This is a genomic window from Seohaeicola nanhaiensis, from assembly GCF_042654245.1.
In the GTDB taxonomy this organism is placed as follows: Bacteria; Pseudomonadota; Alphaproteobacteria; order Rhodobacterales; family Rhodobacteraceae; genus Seohaeicola_A; species Seohaeicola_A nanhaiensis.
This window is the reverse complement of sequence record NZ_JBHSGI010000009.1, coordinates 100690-126492: the sequence shown is the minus strand read 5'-3', so window position 1 is coordinate 126492 and position 25803 is coordinate 100690. Positions and strand designations below refer to the sequence as shown.

The 25803-nt window shown below is 67.0% G+C and carries 30 protein-coding genes; 10 read left to right on the top strand and 20 right to left on the bottom strand.

The genetic code is table 11. The annotated features are described in order from the left end of the window. Positions 1-330: 330 nt before the first annotated feature. Positions 331-1164, top strand: a complete 834-nt coding sequence (locus tag ACFO5X_RS10945; RefSeq protein ID WP_380717481.1) for a hypothetical protein — start codon at positions 331-333, stop codon at positions 1162-1164. Here the strand turns inward: ACFO5X_RS10945 and ACFO5X_RS10940 are convergent. Beyond that, positions 1161-2060 (bottom strand): Rossmann-fold NAD(P)-binding domain-containing protein, encoded by a 900-nt coding sequence (locus ACFO5X_RS10940; protein ID WP_380717480.1) that lies wholly within the window; start codon positions 2058-2060, stop codon positions 1161-1163. The two genes, ACFO5X_RS10945 and ACFO5X_RS10940, sit on opposite strands and share 4 nt — an antisense overlap. Positions 2061-2155: 95 nt before the next feature. On the opposite strand from ACFO5X_RS10940, the gene ACFO5X_RS10935 reads away from it, so the two are divergent. Next, on the top strand, positions 2156-3052 hold the full coding sequence (locus ACFO5X_RS10935) for a LysR family transcriptional regulator (RefSeq protein ID WP_380717479.1): 897 nt from the start codon (positions 2156-2158) through the stop codon (positions 3050-3052). A 4-nt stretch (positions 3053-3056) separates the two neighbouring features. Here the strand turns inward: ACFO5X_RS10935 and ACFO5X_RS10930 are convergent, their stop codons facing one another. Further along, complete coding sequence (locus tag ACFO5X_RS10930; RefSeq protein ID WP_380717478.1) at positions 3057-3860, bottom strand: periplasmic substrate-binding domain-containing protein; 804 nt, start codon at positions 3858-3860, stop codon at positions 3057-3059. After that, complete coding sequence (pip, locus tag ACFO5X_RS10925; protein ID WP_380717477.1) at positions 3857-4840, bottom strand: prolyl aminopeptidase; 984 nt, start codon at positions 4838-4840, stop codon at positions 3857-3859. Before pip ends, ACFO5X_RS10930 begins: the two co-directional genes overlap by 4 nt. 49 nt (positions 4841-4889) lie before the next feature. Between pip and ubiG the strand changes: the two genes are divergently transcribed. Next, positions 4890-5636: a bifunctional 2-polyprenyl-6-hydroxyphenol methylase/3-demethylubiquinol 3-O-methyltransferase UbiG gene (gene ubiG / locus ACFO5X_RS10920; protein ID WP_380717476.1), complete on the top strand. Its 747-nt coding sequence runs from the start codon at positions 4890-4892 to the stop codon at positions 5634-5636. A gap of 1 nt (position 5637) precedes the next feature. Here the strand turns inward: ubiG and ACFO5X_RS10915 are convergent, their stop codons facing one another. From ACFO5X_RS10915 to ACFO5X_RS10900, 4 genes are read right to left on the bottom strand one after another with little or no spacing between them, the layout of a single operon-like run. Continuing rightward, positions 5638-6081, bottom strand: coding sequence for a MarR family winged helix-turn-helix transcriptional regulator (locus tag ACFO5X_RS10915; RefSeq protein ID WP_380717475.1), 444 nt, complete (start codon positions 6079-6081; stop codon positions 5638-5640). 13 nt (positions 6082-6094) lie between these two features. Then, positions 6095-6925 (bottom strand): carbon-nitrogen hydrolase family protein, encoded by an 831-nt coding sequence (locus ACFO5X_RS10910; protein WP_380717474.1) that lies wholly within the window; start codon positions 6923-6925, stop codon positions 6095-6097. Then, positions 6925-7182 (bottom strand): glutaredoxin 3, encoded by a 258-nt coding sequence (gene grxC, locus ACFO5X_RS10905; protein ID WP_380717473.1) that lies wholly within the window; start codon positions 7180-7182, stop codon positions 6925-6927. Before grxC ends, ACFO5X_RS10910 begins: the two co-directional genes overlap by 1 nt. Positions 7183-7219: 37 nt before the next feature. Then, on the bottom strand, positions 7220-7945 hold the full coding sequence (locus tag ACFO5X_RS10900; protein ID WP_380717472.1) for a ComF family protein: 726 nt from the start codon (positions 7943-7945) through the stop codon (positions 7220-7222). Between the two features lie 17 nt (positions 7946-7962). Between ACFO5X_RS10900 and ACFO5X_RS10895 the strand changes: the two genes are divergently transcribed. Both ACFO5X_RS10895 and hemH read left to right on the top strand, forming a co-directional pair. Next, complete coding sequence (locus tag ACFO5X_RS10895; protein WP_380717471.1) at positions 7963-8781, top strand: methyltransferase domain-containing protein; 819 nt, start codon at positions 7963-7965, stop codon at positions 8779-8781. Positions 8782-8840: 59 nt separating this feature from the next. Further along, complete coding sequence (hemH, locus tag ACFO5X_RS10890; protein ID WP_380717470.1) at positions 8841-9890, top strand: ferrochelatase; 1050 nt, start codon at positions 8841-8843, stop codon at positions 9888-9890. 73 nt (positions 9891-9963) lie between these two features. Here hemH and ACFO5X_RS10885 read toward each other — a convergent pair whose 3' ends face one another. From ACFO5X_RS10885 to ACFO5X_RS10875, 3 genes are all read right to left on the bottom strand, one after another. Continuing rightward, a complete protein-coding gene (locus ACFO5X_RS10885; protein ID WP_380717469.1) occupies positions 9964-10143 on the bottom strand; it encodes a hypothetical protein in 180 nt (59 codons plus the stop codon). Positions 10144-10364: 221 nt separating this feature from the next. Further along, positions 10365-10547 carry a hypothetical protein gene (locus ACFO5X_RS10880; RefSeq protein ID WP_380717468.1) on the bottom strand — a complete coding sequence of 61 codons (183 nt, stop codon included), beginning with the start codon at positions 10545-10547 and terminating at the stop codon, positions 10365-10367. A 136-nt stretch (positions 10548-10683) separates the two neighbouring features. Next, positions 10684-11289 (bottom strand): L,D-transpeptidase, encoded by a 606-nt coding sequence (locus ACFO5X_RS10875; protein ID WP_380717467.1) that lies wholly within the window; start codon positions 11287-11289, stop codon positions 10684-10686. Positions 11290-11461: 172 nt separating this feature from the next. Here ACFO5X_RS10875 and dalA point away from each other — a divergent pair, with 172 nt between their 5' ends. Continuing rightward, positions 11462-11971 carry a divisome-associated lipoprotein DalA gene (dalA, locus tag ACFO5X_RS10870; protein WP_380717466.1) on the top strand — a complete coding sequence of 170 codons (510 nt, stop codon included), beginning with the start codon at positions 11462-11464 and terminating at the stop codon, positions 11969-11971. A 6-nt stretch (positions 11972-11977) separates the two neighbouring features. On the opposite strand, the gene ACFO5X_RS10865 is transcribed toward dalA, so the two are convergent. The 7 genes from ACFO5X_RS10865 to hslO form a co-directional block, all read right to left on the bottom strand. After that, positions 11978-12475, bottom strand: a complete 498-nt coding sequence (locus tag ACFO5X_RS10865; RefSeq protein ID WP_380717465.1) for a L,D-transpeptidase family protein — start codon at positions 12473-12475, stop codon at positions 11978-11980. An 89-nt stretch (positions 12476-12564) separates the two neighbouring features. After that, positions 12565-13752: a class I SAM-dependent RNA methyltransferase gene (locus tag ACFO5X_RS10860; protein WP_380717842.1), complete on the bottom strand. Its 1188-nt coding sequence runs from the start codon at positions 13750-13752 to the stop codon at positions 12565-12567. A gap of 40 nt (positions 13753-13792) precedes the next feature. After that, positions 13793-15625, bottom strand: a complete 1833-nt coding sequence (locus ACFO5X_RS10855; RefSeq protein WP_380717464.1) for an ABC transporter ATP-binding protein — start codon at positions 15623-15625, stop codon at positions 13793-13795. Beyond that, positions 15622-17466 (bottom strand): ABC transporter ATP-binding protein, encoded by a 1845-nt coding sequence (locus ACFO5X_RS10850; protein ID WP_380717463.1) that lies wholly within the window; start codon positions 17464-17466, stop codon positions 15622-15624. Before ACFO5X_RS10850 ends, ACFO5X_RS10855 begins: the two co-directional genes overlap by 4 nt. 162 nt (positions 17467-17628) lie before the next feature. Next, positions 17629-18792: a CCA tRNA nucleotidyltransferase gene (locus tag ACFO5X_RS10845; RefSeq protein WP_380717462.1), complete on the bottom strand. Its 1164-nt coding sequence runs from the start codon at positions 18790-18792 to the stop codon at positions 17629-17631. Further along, the gene (locus tag ACFO5X_RS10840) at positions 18789-19385 is read right to left on the bottom strand and encodes a CoA pyrophosphatase (RefSeq protein ID WP_380717461.1); all 597 of its coding nucleotides are present in this window, start codon (positions 19383-19385) and stop codon (positions 18789-18791) included. Before ACFO5X_RS10840 ends, ACFO5X_RS10845 begins: the two co-directional genes overlap by 4 nt. Then, on the bottom strand, positions 19378-20370 hold the full coding sequence (gene hslO / locus ACFO5X_RS10835; protein ID WP_380717460.1) for an Hsp33 family molecular chaperone HslO: 993 nt from the start codon (positions 20368-20370) through the stop codon (positions 19378-19380). Before hslO ends, ACFO5X_RS10840 begins: the two co-directional genes overlap by 8 nt. A gap of 77 nt (positions 20371-20447) precedes the next feature. On the opposite strand from hslO, the gene ACFO5X_RS10830 reads away from it, so the two are divergent. Further along, on the top strand, positions 20448-20897 hold the full coding sequence (locus ACFO5X_RS10830) for an NUDIX domain-containing protein (RefSeq protein WP_380717458.1): 450 nt from the start codon (positions 20448-20450) through the stop codon (positions 20895-20897). Here ACFO5X_RS10830 and ACFO5X_RS10825 read toward each other — a convergent pair. Further along, a complete protein-coding gene (locus ACFO5X_RS10825; RefSeq protein WP_380717457.1) occupies positions 20884-22092 on the bottom strand; it encodes a PP2C family protein-serine/threonine phosphatase in 1209 nt (402 codons plus the stop codon). The two genes, ACFO5X_RS10830 and ACFO5X_RS10825, sit on opposite strands and share 14 nt — an antisense overlap. A gap of 201 nt (positions 22093-22293) precedes the next feature. On the opposite strand from ACFO5X_RS10825, the gene ACFO5X_RS10820 reads away from it, so the two are divergent. From ACFO5X_RS10820 to ACFO5X_RS10810, 3 genes are all read left to right on the top strand, one after another. Further along, entirely contained in the window at positions 22294-22626 is a 333-nt protein-coding gene (locus ACFO5X_RS10820; protein WP_380717455.1) for an Hpt domain-containing protein, read from the top strand. Positions 22627-22701: 75 nt separating this feature from the next. Then, complete coding sequence (locus ACFO5X_RS10815; protein WP_380717454.1) at positions 22702-23925, top strand: argininosuccinate synthase; 1224 nt, start codon at positions 22702-22704, stop codon at positions 23923-23925. Positions 23926-24036: 111 nt separating this feature from the next. Beyond that, positions 24037-24561 carry a hypothetical protein gene (locus ACFO5X_RS10810; RefSeq protein ID WP_380717453.1) on the top strand — a complete coding sequence of 175 codons (525 nt, stop codon included), beginning with the start codon at positions 24037-24039 and terminating at the stop codon, positions 24559-24561. A 39-nt stretch (positions 24562-24600) separates the two neighbouring features. Here ACFO5X_RS10810 and leuD read toward each other — a convergent pair whose 3' ends face one another. Together leuD and ACFO5X_RS10800 are read right to left on the bottom strand one after the other, a co-directional pair. Next, entirely contained in the window at positions 24601-25206 is a 606-nt protein-coding gene (leuD, locus tag ACFO5X_RS10805; protein ID WP_380717452.1) for a 3-isopropylmalate dehydratase small subunit, read from the bottom strand. Between the two features lie 61 nt (positions 25207-25267). Beyond that, positions 25268-25786 carry an HdeD family acid-resistance protein gene (locus ACFO5X_RS10800; protein ID WP_380717451.1) on the bottom strand — a complete coding sequence of 173 codons (519 nt, stop codon included), beginning with the start codon at positions 25784-25786 and terminating at the stop codon, positions 25268-25270. Between the last annotated feature and the right edge of the window lie 17 nt (positions 25787-25803).

Here is a 25803-nt window from a genome sequence, read left to right as displayed (position 1 = left end):
CGCCGCGCCGGTCCCGCGATCGCCCCGCAAGCGGGAACAATCGCGCGAGGTCCGGATGCGCGAGCGTCACAGGACCAACCAGCCATTTACCAGATTTGGTGCCCGGATCGGGACAGTCACCTAGGATGCTCGCAAATTGATGCAAAGACGCACCAGTTTGTCCATGTTTTTGCCCCAAAGCTGCGGTGACCTGCCAGCACGACTTGAGGAACCATTCGAATAACGGCACAAATAAGGCCAAAATGAGGCATACCGCCCTAATTCGGGTGGATTCAACTGGTACAGGGGTCGGCAAAGCACCGGAACCGTCCAGATTGAGGGGATCGGACAGTGATCGCAAGGATCGCAGGCGCAGCCGTTCGCGGGCTGCTGGTGGCAATGCTGGTGGCGACGCCATCCCTGCTGTTGCCCGGTGGAATTGCGGATCCTTCCGAGATGATCGCCCTTCTGGCCATCCTCGCCGGCGCGCTCACCTTCGCCGAATACAATACCGAATTTCCCAGCTTCATCGAATTCCGCGACGCCCCGCCGCTGAACCGGCTGCGCTTCATCGCGCTCCTGTCGATGCTGCTGATCGTGACGCTAATCACCCGCAACAGCTTTGCGCCGACCGGCCTCACCACCTTCCTCGCCGGCTTGGGCGGGCTGATCGGGCATCTGGCCGATTTCCCCTACTCGCCGGTGCGTCTGGCCGTGCTCATGCTGCCTTCGGACGCACTGGCGCATACGGTCGACAGCGTGCGCGTCGCCGCCGGTGTCTGCTATGTGATCGCCGTGCTGACCGTTCTCGCCTTCCTCTTCGCCGTGCGCGTGATGGGCTGGCCCACCAGCAGCGGCGCCTTCAATGTCTGGGTGAACCTGCCGCTGTTCGATCCGACAACGGGCGGCGATGTGGTCCGCCGCCTCCACCGTGACGGCAAGATCAACATCATCGTCGGTTTCCTCGCGCCCTTCATTGTGCCGGCCGCGATCAAGCTGTTTTCGGATTCCTTCGAACCGCTGTCGATGGTCGATCCGAAAACCCGCATCTGGCTGCTCAGTGCCTGGGCCTTCCTCCCGGCCAGCATGATCATGCGCGGCATGGCGATGGCGCGGATTGCCGAGCTGATCGAGGAAAAGCGCCGCCGGGTCTACGCCAGCGCCGAGGCGATGCAGACCGCCTAAGCCTCGCTGCCCACACCGGCACCCGGCCGCTCCACCGCCTCCGACCCCACCGCCGTGGCCAGTGCCGCCTCCAGCTGGGTCGCGCGGAACTCCGGCAGCAACGCGTCGAACCGCGCACGGTCCAGCCAGTGCGGCGTGCGCCAGAGATAGCTCATCTCGACCAGCCGCCGCGCCATCGGCCAGAGCGGCGACAGGAGGCGCGGCGGCAGCAGCGGATAGCGTTTCAGCCGCAGCGGTCGGCCCAGCGTACGCGACAGCGCGGCCGCCAGTTCGGTGCCGGTCAGGGTGAACCCCGGAAACGGGATATCGGCAAAGGCTGGCAGCGTCTCGCGCATCTCCGCCAGCATCACAGCGGCGCGGGCCATGTCGGGCAGATAGGCCCATGCGTGCGGGATCTCGGGATTGCCCGGATACTGCACCACCCCCCGCGCCAGTTTCGCCGTCACCACCCGGTCGAACCAGTTGCCCGTCGCGCCGATGTCGATGAAGTCCCCCGCGCGCAGGACGATGGTGCGCACACCCGCCGCGCGATAGGCCGCCTCCAATGCAACGCGGATGCGGCCCAGCTCGTTGGCGGCGGCGTGCGGCGTCTCTTCCGACCAGGGCGCGGGAGTCTGCTCGCCAAAGACATAGACGTTGCCCGGGATGATGACAGCCGCCCCGGTCTGCCGCGCGACCTTGATCACCTTGTCGGTCAGCCCCGGCACCTGGCTCGGCCAGTCCGGATAGGCCGGGTTCCAGGCGTTGACGATCACATCGGCGCCCCAGGCCGCGCGGGTTAGATCGCCCGAGGCGCGGTCATAGGGGCGCACGCTCCAGCCGGCCGCGGCAAAGGCCTCGGCGGCGGCCGACCCGAAACGCCCCGTGGCGCCAAGGATGAGAACGGTGTGGGTCATGGTGAGGTCCTTTCCAGTCCGTGATGCAAGACAGATAGCTATTCACCAACCCCGGGGATATTGCCCGAATCCGCAGGCCTGCTATTCATCTGCGAATGGATAATACCCTGTCCTCCCTCGACTGGTCCTTGATCCAGGTCTTTGTCGCCGTGGCCGAGACCGGATCGCTCTCCGCCGCCGCGGCGCGTCTGGGGCGCAGCCAGCCGACGCTTGGCCGTCAGGTCCAGGCGCTGGAACAGGCGCTCGACGCCAAGCTCTTCGAACGCCATGCCCGTGGCCTGCGGCTCAGCGCGCTGGGCGAGTCCCTCTTGCCGCTAGCGCAAGAGATGCACGGCGCGATGAACGCCCTCACCCTGCGCGCGGCGGGGCAAAGCCAGCGCCTCGAAGGCACCGTGCGCCTCACCGCCTCGGTCTTCGTCTCGCACTACCTGCTGCCGCCGATCCTCGCCCGGATCCGCGCGGCCGAGCCCGCCATCTCGCTGGTGCTGGTCCCCTCGGACCGCAGCGAAAACCTGCTCTTCCGCGAGGCCGACATCGCCCTGCGCATGTTCCGCCCGACCCAGATGGATATCGTCACACGGCATGTGACCGACCTCCCCATCGGCATCTTCGCCGCCAAATCCTATCTTGACCGCGTCGGTCGGCCCGCCACGCCCCAGGATGTGCTCGACCTCGACATGGTCGGCTATGACACCAACGAACTGATGGTGCGCGCCATGCGCGCCCTTGGCTGGCCCGTCACGCTCGACAGCTTTGCCGTCCGCTGCGACAACCAGGCCACCTACTGGGAACTGGTCCGCGCCGGCTGCGGGATCGGCTTTGCCCAGCGCTCCGTGGGCCGCTCCGACCCCTCGGTCGAGGAAATCGACCTCAACATCGCAATACCCCCGCTGGAAATCTGGCTCTCCGCCCATCCAGTCATGCGCCAGACCCCACGCATCCGGCGGGTGTGGGACCTGCTGGCCGAAGGCCTGCTCGCCGCAAAAACCTAGGCCTTCAGGCCACCCACCACCGTTCGGCGATGCGGCCGTCGTCCAGCGGCGCGCGATTGCCGATCTGGCGCGGAATGCCCACACCGGCCCGCGCCGCGATGGCGATATCGTCGGCGCTCGGATGATAGCGGAACTCGCCCTGCCCGATCAGCCCCGAGGCCTCCGGCAGATAGGCCAGATCGACATAGCCGCCGCGCAGCGCCTCGGCCCGCACCCGCGCATCCGGGATCACGATCACCTCGATCCGGTCGGCCCAGCCTGCGGCGCCGGCCTTGTAGTGATCCTCGACCCGTAGCGCCAGCAGATGTCGCGCCTCGTCCATGCGCGCGATGCGATAGGCCCCGGTCCCCATGCCATCGCGGCGGATCGCGTGGGCCGGGTCGGCCAGATCCAGCGGCAGTTGAAAATTCGCCGCCGACAGCTCCACCGTCAGATCGAAGGCCGACTCGAGGTGCACCGCCCGCACGCCGGGCACAGCGCCCAGCATCTCGGTCGCATGGCGCGCGGCAAAGACCGTTCCGTCGTGAAACCGCGCGTCGCGCCGCAGCCGGAAGCTGAACCGCCGCGCATCCTCGCTGCCCCGCCACGACAGCGCCAGCTCGCCCCGCAGCGTGCCATCCGGCGCGATCTCGGTCAGCTGGTCGAACGCCGCGCCCTCGGCCACCCGCGCCAGGCTGCCATCGCGCGGCACCGCCAGCTTCAATGTCCCGCCCGCCCGCGGCCGCGCATCCGCCGATAGGCCCGAGGCCGCCAGCAGCGCCGCGGCGGCGCCCGAGGTGAACAGAGCACGGCGATCCAGCCGGGTCATTTCAGCCCCCGCGCTTCGGCGATCTGGTCCATCGCCCGCACCAGCTCGGCACTGATCCCCGGCTCGCTCAGCGCGTGCCCGGCATTGCGCACCATCTTCAGCTCGGCCTTCGGCCACAGCTTCGCCAGATCATACGCCCCCTTGGGCGGGCAGATCATGTCGTAGCGCCCCTGCACGATGACGCCGGGGATATGGGCGATCCGGTCCATATGCGCCAGGATCTGGCCGTCGAACTCCAGGAACCCCCGGTTGGTGAAATAGTGGTTCTCCAGCCGCGCGAAGGCCCGGGCATAATCCCCCGGGCTTTCCCCCGAAGACCCGCTCGAATGGATCGAGGCCAGCGCATTCTCCCAGGCCGACCAGGCGCGCCCGAACTGGGTTTCCTGCACCATGTTCCCGGAAAACAGCCGCCGGTGATAGGCGGCGATCAGGTCGCCCCGCTCCTCCTCCGGGATCGGCGCGACAAAACGCTCCCAGGTCTCCGGCCAGAACCGCCCCGCGCCGCCGCCATAGAACCAGTCGAGCTCGGACTGCGTCATCAGGAAGACGCCGCGCAGGATCAGGTTGGTCACATGGTCCGGATGCGTCTGCGCATAGATCAGCGCCAGCGTCGCGCCCCAGCTGCCGCCGAAGACGATCCAGCGCTCGATGCCCAGCACCGCGCGAATCGCCTCGATATCCGCCACCAGATGCCAGGTGGTGTTGTTCTCGACCGAGGCATGGGGCCGCGACCGCCCGCAGCCGCGCTGATCGAACAGCACGATGCGATAGACGCTCGGGTCGAAATACCGCCGCATCGCCGGGCTGCACCCGCCGCCGGGGCCGCCATGCAGGATGACGACAGGCGCGCCATCGGGGTTGCCGCATTGCTCGACATAGATGTGATGGCTGTCGCCCACGTCCAGCATCCGCTGGTCGAACGGATCGACCGGCGGGTAAAGATACTGTACTGCGCGCTTTTGATCCGGGTGTCTGTCCATCAAAGCCCTATATAGTCGTCTGCAAACAAAAGATCACGCGGAGTCCGCAATGCCAATGTCACAAACGACCGTCGATCCCGCCGAAATCGCGAAATTCGAGGCGATGGCCGCCGATTGGTGGGATCCGACGGGCAAGTTCAAGCCGCTGCACATGCTGAACCCCTGCCGGCTGGACTATATCTGCGCCCAGATCGCCGCCGAATACGACCGTGACCTGACCACGAAAACGCCCTTCGCCGGTCTGCGCCTGCTCGACATCGGCTGCGGCGGCGGGCTCCTGTCCGAACCGATGGCGCGTCTCGGCGCCGAGGTGGTCGGCGCCGACGCGGCCGAGCGCAACATTCCCGTGGCCCAGGTCCACGCCGCGCAGATGGGCCTGACCATCGACTATCGCAACACCACGGCCGAGGCGCTGGCGCAGGCCGGCGAACGCTTCGACGTCGTGCTGAACATGGAAGTGGTCGAACATGTCGCCGACCCGCTCGCCTATCTTACCGCCTGCCACGACCTGCTGAAACCCGGCGGGCTGCACATCTGTTCGACGATCAACCGAAATCCCAAGTCCTATGCCATGGCGATCGTCGGGGCCGAGGTGGTGATGCGCTGGCTCCCGCGCGGCACCCACGACTGGTCCAAGTTCATCACCCCCGACGAACTCTTCGCCCTGCTCGAACAGGCCGGTCTGCGCCCGGTCGACCGCAAGGGCTTTGTCTTCAACCCGTTGTCGTGGAATTGGCGGCTCTCCGACCGCGACCTCTCGGTGAACTACGTCACCGCCAGCCTTCGGCCCGAATAGCTCAGTCCTTGCGCTCCAGCCGCGCCCGCAGCTCGCGCAGCACCGGCAGAACGGTGCGCACCTTCTCGGCGCCCAGATCGCCCACCACTTCGTTGATCATCGGCGCCAGCGAGGCGACGGCATAATCGCGTGCCTGCCGTCCCGCCGGGCTGATCGCCACTGCCTTGCGCCGCGCGTCGTCCCAATCGGGGCGAATGTGCACATACCCCGCCCACTCCAGCTTGTTCAGCGTATTGGTCATCGCCCCGCGCATCACATGGAACGTCTCGGCCAGCTGCGCCGGGCTGCGCTCGCCCCCGGAAAAGGCCAGATGGTTCAGCACCGAGAAATGCGAGATCTCCATGCCCTTCGGAAGCACCTTGCTCAGCCGGTTCCGCATCAGCTGGTCGGCCGTCAGGATCTCGCTGAACAGCGCCACGGCCAGCGTATTGTAATCGTCGGACATCCGCTATTCCCTGTCAGGGGCCGTCGAACTTCCTGACATGGGACAGGGACGGAACCTTTCTGCGCGCTTCGTCCACCAGCGTAGCATCCAGATCGAGAATATGAAAACCCGGCGCGGTGCCGCCGTCGATCAGAACCTCGCCCCAGGGCGACACCGCCAGGCTGTGCCCGTAAGTCCGTCGCGTCTTGCCCTCGGTGGCCGGGTGCTCGCCGCATTGCGCGGGGGCCAGCACGAAACACCCGGTCTCGATGGCCCGCGCGCGCAGCAGGCTGTGCCAGTGCGCCGCGCCCGTCACCGGCGAAAACGCCGCCGGAACGGTCATCACCGTCGCCCCCGCCTGCGCCAGCGCCTGATAGAGCGCCGGAAACCGGATGTCGTAGCAGACCGTCATGCCGACCTTGGCAAAATCTGTCTCGGCCAGAACCGCCCGCGTCCCGGGCCGGAATCCGGCCGATTCGCGATAGGTCTCTTCCGGCGTCACCTCCACGTCGAACATGTGGATCTTGTCATAGCGCGCGCGCACCGTCCCGTCCGGCCCGATCAGGAACGACCGGTTGGCAAAGCGCCCGTCAGGATCGTCCGTCTTCAGCGCCAGCGACCCGATCAGCAGCCACACGCCCAGCTCCCCGGCGCGCTGGCTCAGCCCCTTCAGCGTGATGTCCTCGGCTTCGCTCTGCAGGACCTCCTTCTGCCGCGCCCGGCTGGTCGACACACAGTTCGTCACCTCGGGCGTCAGCATGAACCGCGCGCCCTCGGCATGGGCGCGGTCCATATAGCCCAGCACAGAGTCCAGATTGGCCACCGGATCGTCGCCCGACGACAGCTGGATCAGCGCCGTCCGCATCAGTTCGCCAGCATCGCGTCAAGCTTGCCGGCGCGTTCCAGCTCGTACAGATCGTCACAGCCGCCCACATGCGTCCCGCCGATGAAGATCTGCGGCACCGTGCGCCCGCCGTTCGAGCGCTGCGTCATCTCGGCCCGCCGCTGCGGATCCGCGCCGACATCGACCTCGGCAAAGCTCACGCCCTTCTGCGACAGCAGCCGCTTGGCCGCATGGCAATATCCGCACAGCTGCGTGGTGTAGATTTCAACGTTTTTCATATCCGACCCCGGTATCTGGTCCTGTTCACGACGGAACCTAGTGTTCCTTGGTCACGCGCGCCAGTGCCAGGACAAAGATGTCGCCCGATCCGGCCGCCAGACAGGCCCGCGCGCAGGCCGCAAGGGTCGCGCCCGAGGTCATCACGTCGTCGACGATCAGCACTGGCCGCCCCTCCAGCAGGGCGCGGCGGCGGGGATGCACCGCGATGGCCTCCTCCAGGTTGGCGAACCGTTCGTCGGCACTCTTGCCGTCCTGGCTGGCCGTCGCCCGCCGCCGCACCAGCAGGTCCGGGCAATGCGCCATCCCGCGCGCCGCCAGCTCCCGGCTCAGCAGGGCCGACTGATTATACCGCCGCCGCAGCAGCTTGAACCGATGCAGCGGCACCGGTGCGACCAGCAGATCGGGCCGCAGCAGGGGCCGCGCCGCCAGCGCCAGCCAGGGCCCGGCCAGCCGCGCCACTTCGGGCCGGTCCCCATGTTTCAGTGCCAGCACCAGCTCGCGGGCCTTGTCGCGATAGATCAGCACCGACCGCCCCTGCGCCCAGGGCCGGGACGTCCGCATGCAGTCGTCGCATTCAACCCGGTGCGAATCACCCGCCCCGAGCAGCGGCGCGCCGCAGGCGTCGCAGACCGTGCCGCCGATGAAAGGCGTGGCGCGCCAGCAGCTTGGGCAAAGCGCAAAGTCGCTTTCAACCAGCGCGCCGCAGCCGACGCAGCGTGAGGGAAACAAAAGCCGCGTCGCCGTTTGAAAGATCGCGCGCATGCGCCTAGGTTCCCGCCATGACCACGCCCCCCGCCCTGTTCGACCGGCCCGCCCTGACCACCCGCCGCGCCCGCGCGCGCCCCGAGGCGCTGTTCCTGCACGAGGCCGCCCGCGACGAGGTTCAGGATCGCCTGTCGATGGTTAACAGGTCGTTTACGTCCCCCGCCGTGGTGACGCCCTTCCCAGCGATCTGGGACGACGCCCTGCCCGGCGCGGCGCTGGTGCCCGACGGCGATGTGCTCGACCTTCAGCCCGCCAGCCACGATCTCGTCGTCCACGCCATGTGCCTGCACTGGGCCAACGATCCCGTCGGCCAGATCATCCAGTGTCGCCGCGCGCTCCGCCCCGATGGCCTCTTCCTCGCCGTGCTGCTCGGCGGCCAGACCCTGCACCAGCTGCGCGCCGCGCTGGGCGAGGCCGAGTCGCGCCTGACCGGCGGCCTCTCCCCCCGCGTCGCGCCGATGGCCGAGATCCGCGACCTCGGCGCGCTGCTGCAACGCGCGGGCCTCGCACTTCCCGTGGCCGACAGCGTGCCGCTCACCGCCTCCTACCGCGACCTGACCCACCTCATGCACGACCTGCGCGCCATGGCCGAAACCAATGTGCTCGCCGCGCGCCGCCGCAGCCCGACCCGGCGCGCGGTCTTCGATCTGGCGCAAAGGCTCTACACCGACCATTTCGCCGACCCGCAGGGCCGTCTGCCCGCCACCTTCGACCTGATCTGCCTCACCGGCTGGGCCCCCGACGACAGCCAGCCCAAACCGCTCCGGCCCGGTTCCGCCAAGGCCCGGCTTGCCGACGCCCTGCGCGTGCCGGAAACGCGGCTGCCCGATTGACGCGACCCCAGAACCGGATATCTGACCCCCATCCCCACGGACACGAGGACCCTCTTTCGATGCCCGATGCACAGCGACCGGCCCACGCGCCACAGACCCACCCCGCCCTGCCACGCCAGAAGATCGGCGTCCTTCTCGCCAACCTCGGCACTCCGGACAATTACGACTACTGGTCGATGCGCCGCTATCTGAACGAGTTTCTCTCGGACCGCCGGGTGATCGACTATGCGCCGTGGAAATGGCAGCCGCTGCTCCAGACCGTCATCCTGACAAAACGACCCTTCTCCAGCGGCGCGAATTACAAGCTGATCTGGAACCACGAGGCCGGCGAAAGTCCGCTCATGACCATCACCAAGGCGCAGACGGCCAAGATCGCGCAGGCCGTCTCGCAGCGATTCGGCGATCAGGTGCAGGTCGACTTCTGCATGCGCTACGGCAACCCCGCCACCAAGGCCAAGGTGCGCGAGATGGTCGCGCAGGGCTGCAGCCGCATCCTGTTCTTCCCGCTCTATCCGCAATATGCCGGCGCGACGACCGCCACCGCCAACGATGCCTTCTTCCGCGCCCTGATGGCCGAGAAATGGCAGCCGGCCAGCCGCACGGTGCCTGCCTATTTCGACCATCCCGCCTATATCGACGCCCTCGCGCAATCGGTCGAACGCGCCTACGCGGCGCTCGACCAGCGGCCCGACCTCCTGGTCTGCTCCTACCACGGGATGCCCGAACGCTATCTGACCGAAGGCGACCCCTATCACTGTCAATGCCAGAAAACGACGCGCCTCCTGAAAGAGCGTCTGGGATGGCAGTCAGGCGATCTCGCCACCACCTTCCAGTCGAAATTCGGCCCCGAAGAGTGGCTGAAACCCTATACCGTCGAAGAGGTCGCGCGCCTGGCAAAGGCCGGAACCAAACGCATCGCCGTCATCGCGCCCGCCTTTTCGGCCGATTGCATCGAGACGCTGGAAGAGATCAACGGCGAGATCCGCGAAAGCTTCGAACACGCCGGGGGCGAGTCCTTCACCTATATTCCCTGTCTCAACGACGACGACGCCCATGTCGCGGCGCTGACGCAGGTGATCGCGGAAAACCTGCAGGGCTGGGTCGGCTGAAGGTGCCGACACCCTGAAAAAGTAAAAGGCGGTGGTTTGACCCACCGCCTTTAGTTTTGGTCTGTCGTGCTTCTTAGTTCGAAGCGACGGCAGCTGCCACCAGAACCAGCAGGATCAGCGGCAGCAGGATGCCGCTCGACGAACCCTTGGTTTCTGCAACGACGACGGGCTCAACGACGACCGGTGCCATCGAACCAGCAGTTGCGGTCGATGCGGCGGTTGCCAGAGTGGCGGCGAGAACGAGTTTCTTCATGTTAACCTCCAGTTTCGACGCGAAAACAGCATCCTGAATCGCGTACATAGACGTACCTCGTATGGATTTTCTAACCAGCAAAACGGAGGGATTGCAAATGGTTGTTCATGGCCGATCACACAGCGCGTGGCAAATGTCGTCAATTTGGCAACACTCTGGGGCGCGATGATCACCCGGACGGCAGACAGCCCGCCGTCCGGGAAGGGACCTGCGCGAAAACGTCAGTTCGAGGCGACGGCAGCCGCCACGAGAACCAGCAGAATCAGGGGGAGAAGGATGCCGCTGGACGACCCCTGGGTGTTGCTGACGACGACCGGCGCCGGAACGACCGGCGTGGCCATGCCGCCGGCGCTGGCGGTGGTGGCGGCAGCCGCCAGGGTGGCGGCAAGAGCGAGCTTCTTCATGGTGACCTCCAAGTGTGGCGCCACCTGACCATCCAGATGACGCACCCGAGCGCGGGTACCGGCAAGTATAGCGACCCCCATCCCCCGGCCCCAAAGCGGAGCATGACGCCGCGCTCTGCAAGGCGCCGGAATCGCGTCAAATCAGCAACACCTGCGTTCCGACCGAGGTCATGCCGTACAGCCGGGCGATATGCTCGTTATACAGCCCGATACAGCCATTCGACGACCGCCGCCCGATCTTGCGCGTGTCATGCGTGCCGTGAATCCGGTAGTACTGCCAGCTAAGGTAAAGCGCATGCGTTCCCAATGGGTTGTCCGGCCCCGGCGGGATATACTTCGGCCATTCCGGATTGCGCTCCAGCATCGACGGCGTCGGCCGCCACTCCGGCCCCTCGACCTTGCGCACGATGCTCGTCCGCCCGCGCCGCGTCAGATCCTCGGTCAGCGGCACGCTGGAGGGGAACAGGTAATAGGTGCCCTCCTCGGTCCAGAAGTGCAGCGCGCGCGAGGTGATATCGACAAGAATCGCACCCTTGGACAGGGTGCTGAAATGCGGCTGCCACTCCAGCGACCGGAAGCTCGAGATATTGTGCCGCACCGAATGCGAGATGTCGCGTTCCACCTCGGTGGTCTCGGCGTTGTTGACCCCCTGCCGCGCCAGCGTCGGTCCGGCGGCGGCCATTGCGGCCAGTCCACCGATGAAACCGCGCCGCGAAGGGGTGAATTCGGGCCGCTTTTTCATGGTCTGTGATCGTCCCCGTGATGCCACGTCGACTTCACCTGCCTGAATATTGCCCGAATGCCTCAGTCGCAAATCAAACCACCCCCGGATGGCATCTTTTTGCCGTTGTGCGTTTGCGGTGCCCTTGCGGGCGCGATACATCCCGCCTCGGGTCGGCTAAGGGGGCGTTGACATGGTTCGGCAGGTTTCGATTCTTCTGGCACTGGCGATCACGCTGGCCGGATGCGCCGAGCCCACCCGCCAGATCGCCCCCGATGGCCGGGCGCTGCCGCAGGTCTACACCATCCGCCCCGCCGACCAGAGCAAGATCCAGTTCCGCATGCTCGACGCCATCAACGCCCTGCGCGGCGCCTCGGGCGCGGCTCCGGTGCAGATGAACGCCCAGCTTACCGCCGCCGCCGCCACCCACTCGCGCGACATGTCGGTGCAGAACCGCCCCTGGCACTTCGGCTCGGACGGCTCCTCGCCCATCGACCGGGTCCGCCGCGCGGGCTTCCCCGGCACCATGCTGGGCGAGGCGATCTCGGAAACCTACGAGACCGAGCTCGAAACGCTGGGCGCCTGGATGGAAGAGCCGGGCACCCGCGCCGTCATCCTCGAGCCGCGCGCGCGCAACATGGGCTTTTCCTGGTTTCAGGAACCCAACGGCAAGATCTGGTGGACGCTGGTTCTGGGCGACTAGGCCCGATCAGGCATAGATCGTGATCGGCGTGCCGTCGCGCACCATCGCGTAGATATCCTCGATCTCGCGGTTCTTCACAGCGATGCAGCCGGCGGTCCAGTTCTTCTGCCGCGACGCCTTCTTGTTGGTGTTCGGCTGCCCGTGGATAAAGATATCGCCCCCCGGCCGCTTGCCCTGAGCCTTGGCAAACTCGACATCCGCTTCGTTCGGATAGGAAATGCCCAGCGACAGGTGAAACGCGCTGTTCGGGTTGCGGCGGTTGATGAAATAGGCGCCCTCGGGCGTCTTGCCGTCGCCCTCGAACTGCTTCGGCCCGGCTGGCGCGAACCCGAAGTTCACCTTGTAGGCCTTCAGCACGTCCCTCTCGTTCAACAGATACATCATCGACGATGACTTGTTGACAACGATGCCGGTCACGGCCGGTCCGCGATAGGTTCTGAACTTGCTGGCGCAGGCCGACAATGCCAATGCGACAAGCCCCAGGCCGAAAGTGCGGCGTTTCATTCTCTTCTGCCCTCGTGTTTTGCGCGAGCAATACCCTCGCGCGCCCCGTCATGCAAAATCAAATTCGCGCGGGGTCGGGCAAATGCCGCTCAATCGCCCAGGCGAAAGGCGGCTGCCAGCTCGATATGCACAGACCAGCGGAACTGATCGACCACCTGCACCCAATCCAGGCGATAACCGGCCTCGATCAGAACCCGCGCGTCGCGGGCAAAGGTCACCGGATTACACGACACATGGGCGATCGCCGGCACCCGCGCGCGGGCCAGCTCGGCGGTCTGCGCCTCGGCCCCGGCGCGCGGCGGGTCGATCACCACGGCGTCGAACCGGCGCAGCTCGTCCGGCATCAGCGGCCGCCGGAACAGGTCGCGCGCCTCGGTCGTGACCCGCTTCAGCCCCTCGGCCTGCCGCCAGCCCGCGTCCAGCGCCCGGGTCATCGCCGCCTCGCCCTCGACAGCGTGCACCTCGGCGGTCCGGGCCAGCGGCAAGGCAAAGGTGCCGCAGCCGGCGAACAGATCCGCCACCCGCCGCGCATCGCCCACGATCTCGGTCACCGCCGCCAGCAGCGCCGCCTCGCCCTGCGGCGTGGCCTGCAGAAACGCGCCCGGCGGCGGCGCGACCTGCGCCGCACCGAAGACCTGCAGCGGCGGCGCGCGCAGGGCGATCACCTCGTCGTCCCAGGCCATCCGGGCCAGCCGATACTGTTCCGCCAGCCCCGCCAGCACCATGCGCAGTGGCGTATCCGCCGGCTTGCCGCCGGTCACCAGCACGTCCAGCCCGTTCCGCGTGACCGTCAGCGTCACGTCCATCTCGCCCTTGCGGCTGGCCCCCGCCTGCGCCAGCGCTTCGGCCAGCGGTAGCGCCGCCAGCAGCGCCGGATCCAGCAGAAGACAGTCCGGAATCTCGACGACGGTGCCCGAGGCGCGCCCGTGAAACCCGGCCAGCGCGCCCTTCTTCGTCCGGCGCACCGCCAGCGTCGCCCGCCGCCGCGACTGCGGCGGCGATGTCACCAGCGGCCGAAATGCCGTCTCGATCCCCTGCGCGGCCAGCGCGTGGCGCACCACGTCCTGCTTCCACCCGGCGACAAACCCGTCCGAGGCATGTTGCAGCTGACAGCCGCCGCAGCCGCGATAATGCCGGCAGGGCGGCGCGACCCGCTCCGCCGAGGGCGTGACGATCCGGATATCCTCCAGCTGCGTCCCATCGGCCCGCGCCTGGATCACCTCGCCCGGCAGGGTGCGCGGCGCGAAATACGGCCCCGGCGCGATGCCGTCGCCCATGTGGCCCAGCCGCTCGATGGTAAACTGCTGCGGCACCACGCTATTCCGCGGCCTCGGCCTGAATGAACCCGCCCGATTGCCTGTCCCAGAACTTGGCATACAGCCCGTTCCGCTCCAGCAGATCGTCATGCGTGCCGATCTCCACGATCCGCCCGGCGTCCAGCACCACGATCCGGTCCATCTCGGACAGCGTCGACAGCCGGTGCGCGATGGCCAGCACGGTCTTGCCCTCCATCACCCGGTGCAGCGCCGTCTGGATCGAGGCTTCGACCTCCGAATCCAGCGCGCTCGTCGCCTCGTCCAGCACCAGGATCGGCGCGTCCTTCAGGATGGCGCGGGCCAGCGCAATCCGTTGCCGCTGCCCGCCCGACAGCTTGACGCCCCGCTCGCCCAGATGCGCCTCGTATCCCGTGCGCCCCTTGTGATCCCTCAGGTTCAGGATGAACTCATGCGCCTCGGCCTTGCGCGCGGCGGCGAACAGCTCTTCGTCCGTCGCATCGGGCCGCCCGTACAGGATATTCTCCCGCGCCGAGCGGTTGAACATCGCCGTCTCCTGCGTGACCATCCCGATCTGGCGGCGCAGGCTTTCCTGCGTAACGCCGCCGATGTCCTGCCCGTCGATGCGGATCTGGCCATCTTCGCCCTTGTAGAGCCTGAGCAGCAGCGACACCAAGGTCGATTTCCCGGCCCCCGAGGCCCCGACGATCCCCAGCTTCTCGCCCGCCTCGATCGTCAGGTCGATGTCCTGAATCCCGCCCGTCTCGCGCCCATAGGCAAAGCTCACGTGATCGAATTCGATCCGCCCGCCCGGCACCTGCAGATCCGGCGCGCCCGGAACGTCCTCCAGCCGGTTGCGCGGCGTCAGGGTGCGCATCCCGTCCTCGACCTCGCCGATGTTGGAATAGATCGCCATCAGGGTGAAACTGACCCAGCCGGTCATCTGCGCGATGCGGATCGCCACCGCCCCGGCGGCCACGATATCGCCCTCGGTCGCGCTGCCGCGCTGCCACAGGAACAGCGTGCCGCCGATCAGTATCACCGGCAGCAGCCCCGCCAGCGTCATCAGGCAGAACCGGAACATCGCCGAAGTATGCCCGAACGCCAGCGCCCGCTCGCGGAAGGTCGCCAGCGCCCCCAGCGCGGCCCGGTCCTCGAACTCGGCATGGGCGAACAGCTTGACCGTCTTGATATTGGTGATCGTGTCGACGATCTGCCCCGAAACCATCGCCCGCGCCCCGGCCCGCCCGGCGGCAAGCCGGCGGATGCGCGGCAGGAACAGCGCGATCAGCAGGAAATACAGCACCAGCCAGCCCAGAAACACCAGCGTCATCACCCCGTTGATCGCCGCCAGCAGCGCCAGCGACCCCGCCAGCGAGGCCAGCGCAAAGGCCACCACGTTGATCGTCTCGACCGCCACATCGGTCACGGCGCGGGCGCATTGCATCTGCTTCTGTGCGATCCGCCCCGCGAAATCGTCGTCGAAGAACCGCACCGACTGCCCCAGCGTCCAGCGGTTCAGCCGCGACAGCACCAGCGGATTGACGTTCGGAAAGACGATGATGGCGTTCGATGCCGACGACAGCCCGAACAGCACCGGCCGCGCGATCAGGAAGAACGCGACCGAAGCCACCAGAACCGCCGTGTTCGACCCGTCGAAAAACGCCTCCGGTCCCGTCGCCACAGCCGAGTCGATGACCTTCCCCAGAATATAGGCCGTTCCCGCCTCCAGCGCGCCCGCCAGCACCGACAGGATCGTCGCCAGCCACAACGCGCCCCAGGCGCCGGACAGGCTCCACCGCAGAAACGCGACCAGCGTCTGCGGTGGCGGGCCTTCCGCCGCCCGGAACGGGTCGATCATGTCGCCAAACTTCATTCTGCCGCCTCGGTGTCGGTGTTCAGGAATCCGCCCGACTGCCGGGCCCAGAACCTTGCATATAGCCCGCCCTTCGCCAAAAGCGCCTCGTGATCGCCATCTTCGGCAATCCGGCCGTCTTCCAGCACCAGAATGCGGTCCATCTGCGCGATGGTCGACAGCCGGTGCGCGATGGCGATGACGGTCTTGCCCTCCATCATGCTGTACAGCGTCGCCTGGATCGAGGCCTCGACCTCGGAATCCAGCGCGCTGGTCGCCTCGTCCAGCATCAGGATCGGCGCGTCCTTCAGGATCACCCGCGCCAGCGCGATCCGCTGCCGCTGCCCGCCCGACAGCTTCACGCCGCGCTCGCCGACAAAGGCGTCATAGCCCGTGCGCCCGGCCGAATCCTGCAGCGTCAGGATAAAGTCATGCGCCTCGGCCTTCTTCGCGGCGGCGATCATCTGATCCTCGCTTGCATCCGGGCGGCCATACAGCAGGTTGGCCCGCACTGACCGGTGCAGCAGCGTGCTGTCCTGCTGAACCATGCCGATCTGATGGCGCAGGCTGACCTGCGTCACGCCGCGGATGTCCTGCCCGTCGATCAGGATCGCCCCGGTTTCCGCGTCGTAGAACCGCAGCAGCAGCTTCACCAGCGTTGATTTCCCGGCGCCCGACCGCCCGACAAGGCCGATCTTCTCGCCCGGTTCGATGGTCAGGCTGATCCGGTCCAGACCGCCAGCGCCGCGCCCGTAATGGTGCGACAGCTCGCGCAGCTCGATCCGCCCTTCGGTCAGCTCCAGAGGCTTGGCATCCGGCGCGTCCAGCAGGTCGATCGGCTGCGCGATGGTGCGCATCCCCTCGGCCACCACGCCCAGTTCGCGGAAGAAGGTGGTCAGCGCCCACATGATCCAGCCCGTCATCGCGTTCAGCCGCAGCACAAGGGCCGAGGCGGCGGCGATCACGCCCACGCTGGTGATGCCCTGCATCCACAGCGCGATGCCCCAGCCGACCACCCCCGCGATCAGCAGCCCGTTCAGCGTCACCAGCGCCAGATCCATCGTGGTATAGATGCGCATCTCGGCCTGGAAGGTCGTGCGCGCCTCCTCGATGGCCTCACGGGCATAGCCCAGCTCCTGTTCGTCATCGGCGAACATCTTGACCGTCGAAATATTCGAATACGCGTCCACCACGCGTCCCGTCACCAGCGACCGCGCATTCGACGCCGCCTCCGACGCCGGGCCGACCTTGCGCACGGTCCAGCGGATCAGCACCGCATAGAGCAGGAACCAGATCGCCAGCGGGATCAGCAGCCGGGTTTCGGCCGTCGACAGCAGCACCGCCGCGCCGATCAGATAGGCCAGCGAATAGGAAATCGCGTCGAAGACGTGAAACACCACCTCGCCCGCGGCGGGCGGAGTCTGCATGATCCGGTTGGCGATCCGCCCCGCGAAATCGCTTTCGAACCAGCCGACCGACTGGCGCAGCACATGCCTGTGCGCCCGCCAGCGAATCAGCGTGGCAAAGTTCGGCAGCACCGCGTTGTTCAGCAGCAGCACGTCCACGGTATGCAGCATCGGCCGCAGCAGCACCACGAACAGCCCCACCGCGAAAAGCTCGACCGCATGGGCCGCCCAGACCTCCGCCGGCTCGCCCTTCAGCAGGTCGATCAGCCGGCCCATGTACCAGATCAGCCAGACCTCGACGCCGGCCACGACGACCGACAGCAGCCCGGTCCAGAAGAAGACCCGCCAGAACGGCTGGCAATAGTCGCGCAGGAAGGGCCAGAGCCGGTTCGGCGGCACATCCTTTTCGACATAATCGACATAGGGGTTAACGAGGGATTCGAAATAGCGGAACATGTCGGGGCTCCTGACGAGCAAAAGAACGCAGATGTACTGTGAGGTGAAGACGACCGATCACCCCAAGGCGGGGGGTGAGGTCAGTGCAACCAGATCCCGCGGTACATTCCCTGTTCCTTCCGACGTGTCATGACCGTCCGATAGCCGATAATTCCGCCCTTGTCACCCCTGCGCGGACCCGCCCAGCAGGTCGTCGCGCCCCAGCCGGAATCCCGAGGCGATCCAGCGCGATTCCAGCTCGGCCAGCCGGCGGCCCAGCGCGGCGCCCTCCAGCCCCGGCATCAGGTCGCGCGCCTTGACCGGAAACCGCGCCTGCGCCCCCGCCTCGGCCAGGGCCATCGCGTCGGCCTCCCAGGGCGCGCCCATCAGCGCATGGCGCAGCAACAGAACCTCGCGCGCCTCCTCGACGCCAAGCCGATAGCCCAGCTCGCCCGCCTGCGCCACATCGCCAATCGCCTCGCGCAGCCGCTCCAGCCGCGCCGCCTGCGCGCGGCTCAGCCGCAGCGACTCGGCCAGGTCGCCGCCCAGCACGGCCAGCCGCCGCAGCGGATCCGGCGCAACCCCGGCCTGCGCTTCCAGATGCACCAAAGGCCCCAGCGCGGTGTCATCCGCGCCCGGCAGCAGCCGCGCCAGCGCGCCGGTACTGCGCAGCCCCGCCACCGCCGGCGCCGGGTCGGGCGCCGCCAGCAGCTTCAGCGTCTCCGCGCCCACCCGTTCGCGCGACAGCCGCTCCAGCCCGTCCAGATTGGCCGCAATCGCGGCAATCGCATCCGCGTCCATCCCGTTGGCCGCATCGCCATACCAGGCATGAAACCGGAAGAACCGCAGCGAGCGCAGGTAATCCTCGCGGATCCGGTCCTCTGCGCTGCCGATGAAGCGCACATGCCGCGCGCGCAGATCGGCCAGCCCGCCCAGCGGATCGACCAGCGTGCCGTCGGGGCGCGCATACAGCGCGTTCATCGTGAAATCGCGCCGCGCGGCGTCCTCCTCGACCCGCTTGGAAAAGGCTACCACCGCCCGGCGGCCATCGGTCTCCACGTCGCGGCGAAAGGTCGTGACCTCATGCGGGATACCCTCGGCCACCAGCGTCACCGTGCCATGCGCGATCCCCGTGGGCACCGCCTTGATCCCGGCGGCCCCGGCCAGCGCGATCACCTGCTGCGGTGTCGCGTCGGTGGCGATGTCGATATCGGAAACCGCCGTCTCCAGCAGCGCATTGCGCACGCAGCCGCCCACGAACAGGGTCTGCGCGCCGTCACGGGCGATGGCGGCACAGACGGCCTGCGTGGCCGGAGTGCGCCGCCATGCGCCATCGACGCGGGTCACGGCTGCATCTGCGCCGCCAGGGCCCGCAGCATCCGCGCCGTCGCGCCCCAGATGTAATAGGGCCCCCAGGGCACCACGTAATAACTGCGCCGCATCCCGCGCCAGCGCCGCGACTCGATCAGATAGCGGGCCGGGTCCATCAGATGCGACAGCGGCGTCGCAAAGACCTCGTCCACCTCGCTCGGGTCGAGGTTGATCTCGAAAGGCTCGTGCACCAGCGCCACCACCGGCGTCACGTGAAACCCCGTAACCGTCTCGTGCGAGGGCATCGCCCCGATCACCTCAGGCAGCGATTCCGGCAGTCCGATCTCCTCGCGCGCCTCGCGCAGCGCGGTGGCGATCACGTCGGCGTCGTCCGGCTCGGCCTTGCCGCCCGGAAAGGCGATCTGCCCGGGATGGTGCAGCAGCCCCGAGGCGCGCTTGGTCAACAGCACCCGCGGTTCGGCCCCGCTCACGTCGATGCCGATCAGCACCCCGGCCGGGCGCAGCTGATGCCCCTCCGGCCGCGGCGCGGCCGGGTTCAGGTCGAAATCCGAAGAGGGCGCACCCGCGCGCGCAACCGCCGCGCGCAGGCGCGCCGCCACGTCAGCCATTGCTGGCCTCCTTGGCCTCGAACCCGACCGTCGTCGGGTCCAGCTCGTAATGCGCCGAACAGAACTGGCAATCCGCCGTCACCAGCCCCTCGTCCGTGGTCATCCGCGCGATGTCCTTGGCCGAATAAATCGACAGGCTCTGGCGCACGCGCTCTTCCGAACAGGTGCAGCCAAAGCGCACCGTGGTCGAATCGAACACGCGCGGACCTTCCTCGTGGAACAGCCGCACCAGCAGGTCGGTCGGCGGCACCGAGGGGCCGATCAGCTCCAACTCTTCCACCGTATCCAGCAGGATGTTGACCCGGTTCCAGTTCTCGCCTTCCTCGCCATCGACCAGATCAGCCGCAGCCAGAACCGCGCCCTCGGCCTCGGCCTTGGCCTTGGCCACGAAGGGCGAGGCCTTGGGCATGTGCTGGATCATGATCCCGCCCGCGCGCCAGCTCTCGGCGCCCCCGGGAAACGAGGCGCGCCCGAAACTCAGCGAGAACCGCGTCGGCAGCTGTTCCGACTGCGCGAAATAGGCGCCCGCCGATTCCGCAAGGCTGACCCCGTTCAGCGGGGTGATCCCCTGATAGGGCGTCGTGCCCTCGCCCTGGTCGATCAGCACGGCGAAATAGCCCTTGCCCAGCTGGTCCATCGCGCCGCCATCGGTCAGGCGGTCGGCGTCATAGCTGGCATAGGCGCGGATGCGCGCGGCCTCGCCCTCGGCCTCGGGGGCATAGTAGTCGGTCGCGATCATGCGCACCGGGCCATCGGACTGCACCTGCAGCGACAGCTTCCAGCGCAGCTTCATCGTCTGGCCGATCAGCGCGGTCAGCAAGGCCATCTCGGCCACCAGCGCCTCGACCTGAAGCGGGTAGTTGTGCTGTTTCAGGATGCCGTCCAGCACGCCATCCAGCCGGGCGACCCGGCCGCGGATGTCGCTGGCATCAAGTTGAAAGGGCAGGACGGTATCGTCCCACGCGAGTTTTTGTCCAAACGTCATGGGGTTTCCTTAAGCGCCAAGGCTTGGCATACCGCCGCTATATAGGCGCGACAAGCCGCGGATAAAGGGTTTTGGCCATGATCAGGCGTTTTGGGGACAGGCCGGAGCCGGGCCAGCGCTATATCCGGCGCGCCGGGGCCTATGCGATTCTGCCGCTCGACGGGCAGCTTCTGCTGACCCATCAGTCCGAACCGGAACCCGAGGTGCAGCTGCCCGGCGGCGGCATCGACCCGGGCGAATCGCCCCTCGCGGCGCTGCACCGCGAGGTGTTCGAGGAAACCGGCTGGCGCATCGCCACGCCCCGCCGCTTCGCCGCCTTCCGCCGCTTTGCCTACATGCCCGAATACGATCTCTGGGCCGAGAAGCTCTGTACCATCTACGTCGCCCGCCCCATCGCCTGCATGGGTCCGCCTTCGGAGCCGGGGCACGAGGCGCTCTGGGCCACGCCTGAACAGGCCGTCGCCCTGCTGGGCAATCCGGGCGACGCGCATTTCACCGCGCTCTTCGACCGGCTCAACCGGCGTTGAATTCGAACAAAGCGGCCGAAACGTCGTCTTCCATCTCGCAGTCCGGATCCATCTGCGCCGTCAGATCCCAGAACAGATCCTCCAGCCACTCCTGACCCGACCCGTTCGGCGGGCAGCGCGCCACCATGTCGACCAGCCCCTGCGCATCCAGCATCCCGCCGCCGCGCACCCGCGCCTCGGTGAAGCCGTCGGAATACAGCAGCAGGCGGTCGCCCGGCGCCAGCGTCAGCTCGGTCTGCGCAAAGGGCGCGTCGGCCAGCAGCCCGATGGGCAGCCCGCCCGTCCCGACGAACTCGGCCCGCCCATCCCCCCGGATCAGCAGGGGATGCGGATGCCCCGCCTGCACCAGCGACAGCCGCCCGCTCTCCAGATCGACCGTGGCATAGGCCATGGTGAAATACTCCTCGATCCCCGTATCGGCCATCAGCCGCGCGTTCAGCTCTGCCGCTACGGCGGCGGGCGGGCGCAGGACGTACCCGCCGTCCCCCGGCTCGACCCCCAGGTTCTGGTCGAAGTAGACCGCGCTCAGATAGTTGCCGATCCGCGCCGTCATCATCGCCGAGGTGATCCCGTGCCCCGATACGTCGATGGAATAGACCGCCAGCTGCCCCGCCCGCGGCGAGAACATGCCCACCAGATCGCCGCCGATATGGCCGCACGGTTTCAACAGCAGCCCGACATGCGAGCTACCAAACTCCTGCGACAGGCGTGGCACCAGCGATTGCTGGATTTTGCGCGCCTGCTTCAGATCCCGGTCGATGGAATCGTACACCGCCTGCAACCGTTCCAGCGTGTCGCGGATGATGCGGTTCTTCTCCGACAGCTCGCGCTGCATCGCCAGAATGCGGTCACCGGCGGAAATCCGGGCGCGCAGCTCCTCGGGGTTGACCGGCTTGGTCAGGAAATCGTCCGCCCCCGCGTCCAGCCCCTGCGCGATCTCGATCTTCTCGCTCTTCGAGGTCAGCAGGATGAAATAACCATAGGCTTCCGCCGGCAGCCGCCGGAAGGCGCGGCAGAAATCCAGCCCGTCCATCCCCGGCATCATCCAGTCCGACAGCACCAGATCCGGCGGCGCGACCTCGCAGATCGCCAGCGCGTCGGTGCCGCTTTCCGCCTCGATCACCGACAGCCCCCATTTCTGCAAGAGGCTCGCGAGGATGCGCCGTTGCAGGCGGCTGTCATCCACCACCAGCACAGACCGGACCGAGCCTGTTTCAGCCCCCGCCCGGGCCCGTGATGGCTTGTTGGATCGCAAGGCGCGCGCACCGCCGTGACAAGGGTTGCAGTGCCCATGTCATCGCTCAGCAATCTTAACACCGGCTGAACCCTAAAATTGTCCGCGCCACCGGGCTGCGCTTAACGCCACCTTCACGGATCCCAGGCCAGACTCCGGCGCATGATCGAATGGGTCCGGGTCCACCAGCTGCGCGACGAGATCGGGGAAGACGACTTTTCCGAGGTCGTCGACCTCTTCCTCGCCGAGGTGGAAGAGGTGGCAACCCGCCTGCGCGCCGACCCCGATCCGGCGCGGCTGGAATCCGACCTGCATTTCCTCAAGGGCAGCGCGATGAACCTCGGCTTCGCCCATTTCTCCGCCCTCTGCCAGCAGGGCGAACGCTGCGCCGCCACGGGCCGCCCGGCCGAGGTGAACCTGCACGAAATCCTCACCGGGTTCGAACTGTCGCGCGCCCTCTTCCTCGCCGAACTGCCGTCACAGCTGGCCGGCTAGGCGCTGCGGGCGATGCTTGCCCCGCTGGGCAAAACCGGATAACCCGCTGCCGACCCGTTATCCAAGGAACGTTGCATGTCCGCGCCCAAAAAAGTCGTGCTGGCCTATTCCGGTGGCCTCGATACGTCGATCATCCTGAAATGGCTGCAAACCGAATACGGTTGCGAGGTGGTGACTTTCACCGCCGACCTCGGCCAGGGCGAGGAACTGGAACCGGCCCGCAAAAAGGCCGAGCTGATGGGCATTGCGCCCGAGAACATCTACATCGAAGACGTGCGCGAGGAATTCGTGCGCGATTTCGTCTTCCCGATGTTCCGCGCCAACGCGCTCTACGAAGGGCAATACCTGCTCGGCACCTCCATCGCCCGCCCGCTGATCTCCAAGCGGCTGGTTGAGATTGCCGCCGAAACCGGCGCCGACGCAGTGGCCCACGGTGCGACCGGCAAGGGCAACGACCAGGTCCGCTTCGAACTCGCCGCCGCCGCGCTGAACCCCGAAATCAAGGTCATCGCCCCCTGGCGGCTGTGGGATCTGACCAGCCGCACCAAGCTTCTGGAATTTGCCGAACAGAACCAGATCCCGATCGCCAAGGACAAACGCGGCGAGGCGCCCTTCTCGGTCGACGCCAACTTGCTGCACACCTCCTCCGAAGGCCGCGTGCTGGAAAACCCGGCCGAGGAAGCGCCCGATTACGTGCTCCAGCGCATCACCCGCCCCGAAGACGCGCCCGACGCGCCCGAGATGATCGAGATCACTTTCGAAAAGGGCGATGCCGTCGCGCTGAACGGCGAGGCGATGTCGCCCGCCACGATCCTGACCCGCCTGAACGAACTGGGCGGCAAGCACGGCATCGGCATTCTCGACTTGGTCGAAAACCGCTTCGTCGGCATGAAGTCCCGCGGCCTCTACGAAACCCCCGGAGGCACCATCCTGCTCGAGGCGCACCGTGGCATCGAACAGATCACACTGGACTCCGGCTCGGGCCACCTCAAGGACTCGATCATGCCGCGCTATGCCGAGCTGATCTACAACGGCTTCTGGTTCTCCCCGGAACGCGAGATGCTCCAGGCGCTGATCGACAAGAGCCAGGAAAACGTCTACGGCACCGTCCGCCTGAAACTCTACAAGGGCTCTGCCCGCACCGTCGCCCGCTGGTCCGACCGCTCGCTCTATTCCGAAAAGCACGTGACCTTCGAGGAAGACTTCGGCGCCTACGACCAGAAGGATGCCCAGGGCTTCATCCAGCTCAACGCCCTGCGCCTCCGCCTGCTCGCCGCCCGCAAGCGCCGGCTCGGCTGATCGAAGAAAACGGGCCCCCGGATCACCGGAGGCCCGTCCCATCATTTGATCTGGACGACATCCGCGTCGGCGCCATAGTTTGCCGGATATTCTGATGTCGCGGATTTACCGATGCCGTTCATAATTGCCCTGTTGGGCTCCATAGCCGCCGCCGCGTTTTTCATCCTCCGGGCGCGCAATGCGGCCCATGTCGCGACCGAACTGATGGATGTGGCAAACGACGTCCGCCTCGCGGCCCGGCGGTTCGGGTTCCGGCGCAAGACCAACGTGCACCCGGTCGAATGCATCGAAGACCCCAACCTTGCCACCGTCGCGATTGCCACGGCCTTCCTCGAACTGGACGACCTGCCCACGCAGCAGCAGCGCAACGCTCTGGTCGTGCAGGCGCAATCGGTGCTGGGACTCGGCGAAACCGATGTCGGCGAAATGGTCGTGCTGGGCCGCTGGCTGATGAACGAATGTGGCGGCGCGGCGCCGGCGATCACCCGGATGTCACGCAAGCTCTACAAGATGTCCGGGGCGTCGGCGTTCGAGCCGCTGTTGCGGCTGGTCCAGTCCACCCTCGGCGAATCCGGACTGAACCAGAAGCACCGCGAGGCACTGGACGATATCAGGCGCGCTTTCCGCGTCACCTGAGCGGGGCAACGGGCCGGACAGGTCCGGCCCGCCGGAAAATCACACCCAGGGACGGGCCGCCGCCGCCTTGGCCTCGAAAGCGTCGATCGACGCGGCCTTTTCCAGCGTCAGGCCGATATCGTCCAGACCGTTCAGCAGGCAGTGCTTCTTGAAGCTGTCCAGCTCGAAGTGGAACACCTCGCCGTCCGAGGTGCTGACTGTCTGCGCTTCCAGATCCACCGTGATGCGCGCATTCGCGCCCTTCTCGGCGTCCTTCATCAGCACATCCACCGCCTCTTTCGGCAGCACGATGGGCAGAATGCCGTTCTTGAAGCAGTTGTTATAGAAGATGTCGGCAAAACTGGTCGAGATCACCGACTTGATCCCGAAGTCGGCCAGCGCCCAGGGCGCGTGCTCGCGCGACGACCCGCAGCCGAAGTTGTCGCCCGCGACGAGGATCTGCGCCTCGCGATACTGCGGCTTGTTCAGCACGAAATCCGGGATCTCGTTGCCCTCGCGGTCGTAGCGCATCTCGTCGAACAGGTTCACGCCCAGACCCGAGCGCTTGATCGTCTTCAGGAACTGCTTCGGGATGATCATGTCGGTGTCGATATTGACCAGCGGCATCGGCGCCGCAATCCCGGTCAGTTTGGTGAATTTTTCCATGGTTCAGTCTCCTTGTCTCCGGGTTCGTACCCGTCGACTGGGGTTAAGGGAAGCGCCCGACCTAGCGGTCGAGCCGGCGGCTGAAGAGGCCGATGGCGGCAAGGCCCGCGCCCTCCGCCAGAAGCTGGATGCCCAGCAGGATGCCAAGCAGCGATGTCGCCGCGCTCTGGAAGTCGGTGAAGACCAGCAGGCCGATGGCGACCGAAGCCAGCCCCGACAGCAGCATCAGCCAGAAGAACGGCGTGCCCGACAGCCGCGACGAGATCAGCAGGCGCATGACGCCCATGATCAGGAAGACCACGCCCAGGATCAGCGTCAGCGAGACGGTGCCCTCCAGCGGATTGGTCAGCAGCCAGACGCCCGCCACGATGGTCAGCAGCGCGACAAGTCCGTTCCACAGCCGGTGCTGCGCGCCCGGATCGCGGAACAGGAACCAGGCCTGCAGCACGCCCGAGGCCAGGAACATCGCGCCCACCAGCGTGGTCACCGCGATCGAGGCCGCCAGCGGGTTGGCCAGGGCCAGAATGCCGCCGAAAATCAGCAGGACGCCGATTACCAAAAGTGCCGTGGATGCCTTCATGTTCCGATCTCCTGATC

Coding starts and splice junctions, on each gene's coding strand:
- ACFO5X_RS10940 (WP_380717480.1), bottom strand. CDS start 2,060: ATGACCCACACCGTTCTCATCCTTGGCGCCACGGGGCGTTTCGGGTCG.
- ACFO5X_RS10935 (WP_380717479.1), top strand. CDS start 2,156: ATGGATAATACCCTGTCCTCCCTCGACTGGTCCTTGATCCAGGTCTTT.
- ACFO5X_RS10930 (WP_380717478.1), bottom strand. CDS start 3,860: ATGACCCGGCTGGATCGCCGTGCTCTGTTCACCTCGGGCGCCGCCGCG.
- pip (WP_380717477.1), bottom strand. CDS start 4,840: ATGGACAGACACCCGGATCAAAAGCGCGCAGTACAGTATCTTTACCCG.
- ubiG (WP_380717476.1), top strand. CDS start 4,890: ATGCCAATGTCACAAACGACCGTCGATCCCGCCGAAATCGCGAAATTC.
- ACFO5X_RS10915 (WP_380717475.1), bottom strand. CDS start 6,081: ATGTCCGACGATTACAATACGCTGGCCGTGGCGCTGTTCAGCGAGATC.
- ACFO5X_RS10910 (WP_380717474.1), bottom strand. CDS start 6,925: ATGCGGACGGCGCTGATCCAGCTGTCGTCGGGCGACGATCCGGTGGCC.
- grxC (WP_380717473.1), bottom strand. CDS start 7,182: ATGAAAAACGTTGAAATCTACACCACGCAGCTGTGCGGATATTGCCAT.
- ACFO5X_RS10900 (WP_380717472.1), bottom strand. CDS start 7,945: ATGCGCGCGATCTTTCAAACGGCGACGCGGCTTTTGTTTCCCTCACGC.
- ACFO5X_RS10895 (WP_380717471.1), top strand. CDS start 7,963: ATGACCACGCCCCCCGCCCTGTTCGACCGGCCCGCCCTGACCACCCGC.
- hemH (WP_380717470.1), top strand. CDS start 8,841: ATGCCCGATGCACAGCGACCGGCCCACGCGCCACAGACCCACCCCGCC.
- ACFO5X_RS10885 (WP_380717469.1), bottom strand. CDS start 10,143: ATGAAGAAACTCGTTCTCGCCGCCACTCTGGCAACCGCCGCATCGACC.
- ACFO5X_RS10880 (WP_380717468.1), bottom strand. CDS start 10,547: ATGAAGAAGCTCGCTCTTGCCGCCACCCTGGCGGCTGCCGCCACCACC.
- ACFO5X_RS10875 (WP_380717467.1), bottom strand. CDS start 11,289: ATGAAAAAGCGGCCCGAATTCACCCCTTCGCGGCGCGGTTTCATCGGT.
- dalA (WP_380717466.1), top strand. CDS start 11,462: ATGGTTCGGCAGGTTTCGATTCTTCTGGCACTGGCGATCACGCTGGCC.
- ACFO5X_RS10865 (WP_380717465.1), bottom strand. CDS start 12,475: ATGAAACGCCGCACTTTCGGCCTGGGGCTTGTCGCATTGGCATTGTCG.
- ACFO5X_RS10860 (WP_380717842.1), bottom strand. CDS start 13,752: ATGGGCGACGGCATCGCGCCGGGGCCGTATTTCGCGCCGCGCACCCTG.
- ACFO5X_RS10855 (WP_380717464.1), bottom strand. CDS start 15,625: ATGAAGTTTGGCGACATGATCGACCCGTTCCGGGCGGCGGAAGGCCCG.
- ACFO5X_RS10850 (WP_380717463.1), bottom strand. CDS start 17,466: ATGTTCCGCTATTTCGAATCCCTCGTTAACCCCTATGTCGATTATGTC.
- ACFO5X_RS10840 (WP_380717461.1), bottom strand. CDS start 19,385: ATGGCTGACGTGGCGGCGCGCCTGCGCGCGGCGGTTGCGCGCGCGGGT.
- hslO (WP_380717460.1), bottom strand. CDS start 20,370: ATGACGTTTGGACAAAAACTCGCGTGGGACGATACCGTCCTGCCCTTT.
- ACFO5X_RS10830 (WP_380717458.1), top strand. CDS start 20,448: ATGATCAGGCGTTTTGGGGACAGGCCGGAGCCGGGCCAGCGCTATATC.
- ACFO5X_RS10820 (WP_380717455.1), top strand. CDS start 22,294: ATGATCGAATGGGTCCGGGTCCACCAGCTGCGCGACGAGATCGGGGAA.
- ACFO5X_RS10815 (WP_380717454.1), top strand. CDS start 22,702: ATGTCCGCGCCCAAAAAAGTCGTGCTGGCCTATTCCGGTGGCCTCGAT.
- ACFO5X_RS10810 (WP_380717453.1), top strand. CDS start 24,037: ATGCCGTTCATAATTGCCCTGTTGGGCTCCATAGCCGCCGCCGCGTTT.
- leuD (WP_380717452.1), bottom strand. CDS start 25,206: ATGGAAAAATTCACCAAACTGACCGGGATTGCGGCGCCGATGCCGCTG.
- ACFO5X_RS10800 (WP_380717451.1), bottom strand. CDS start 25,786: ATGAAGGCATCCACGGCACTTTTGGTAATCGGCGTCCTGCTGATTTTC.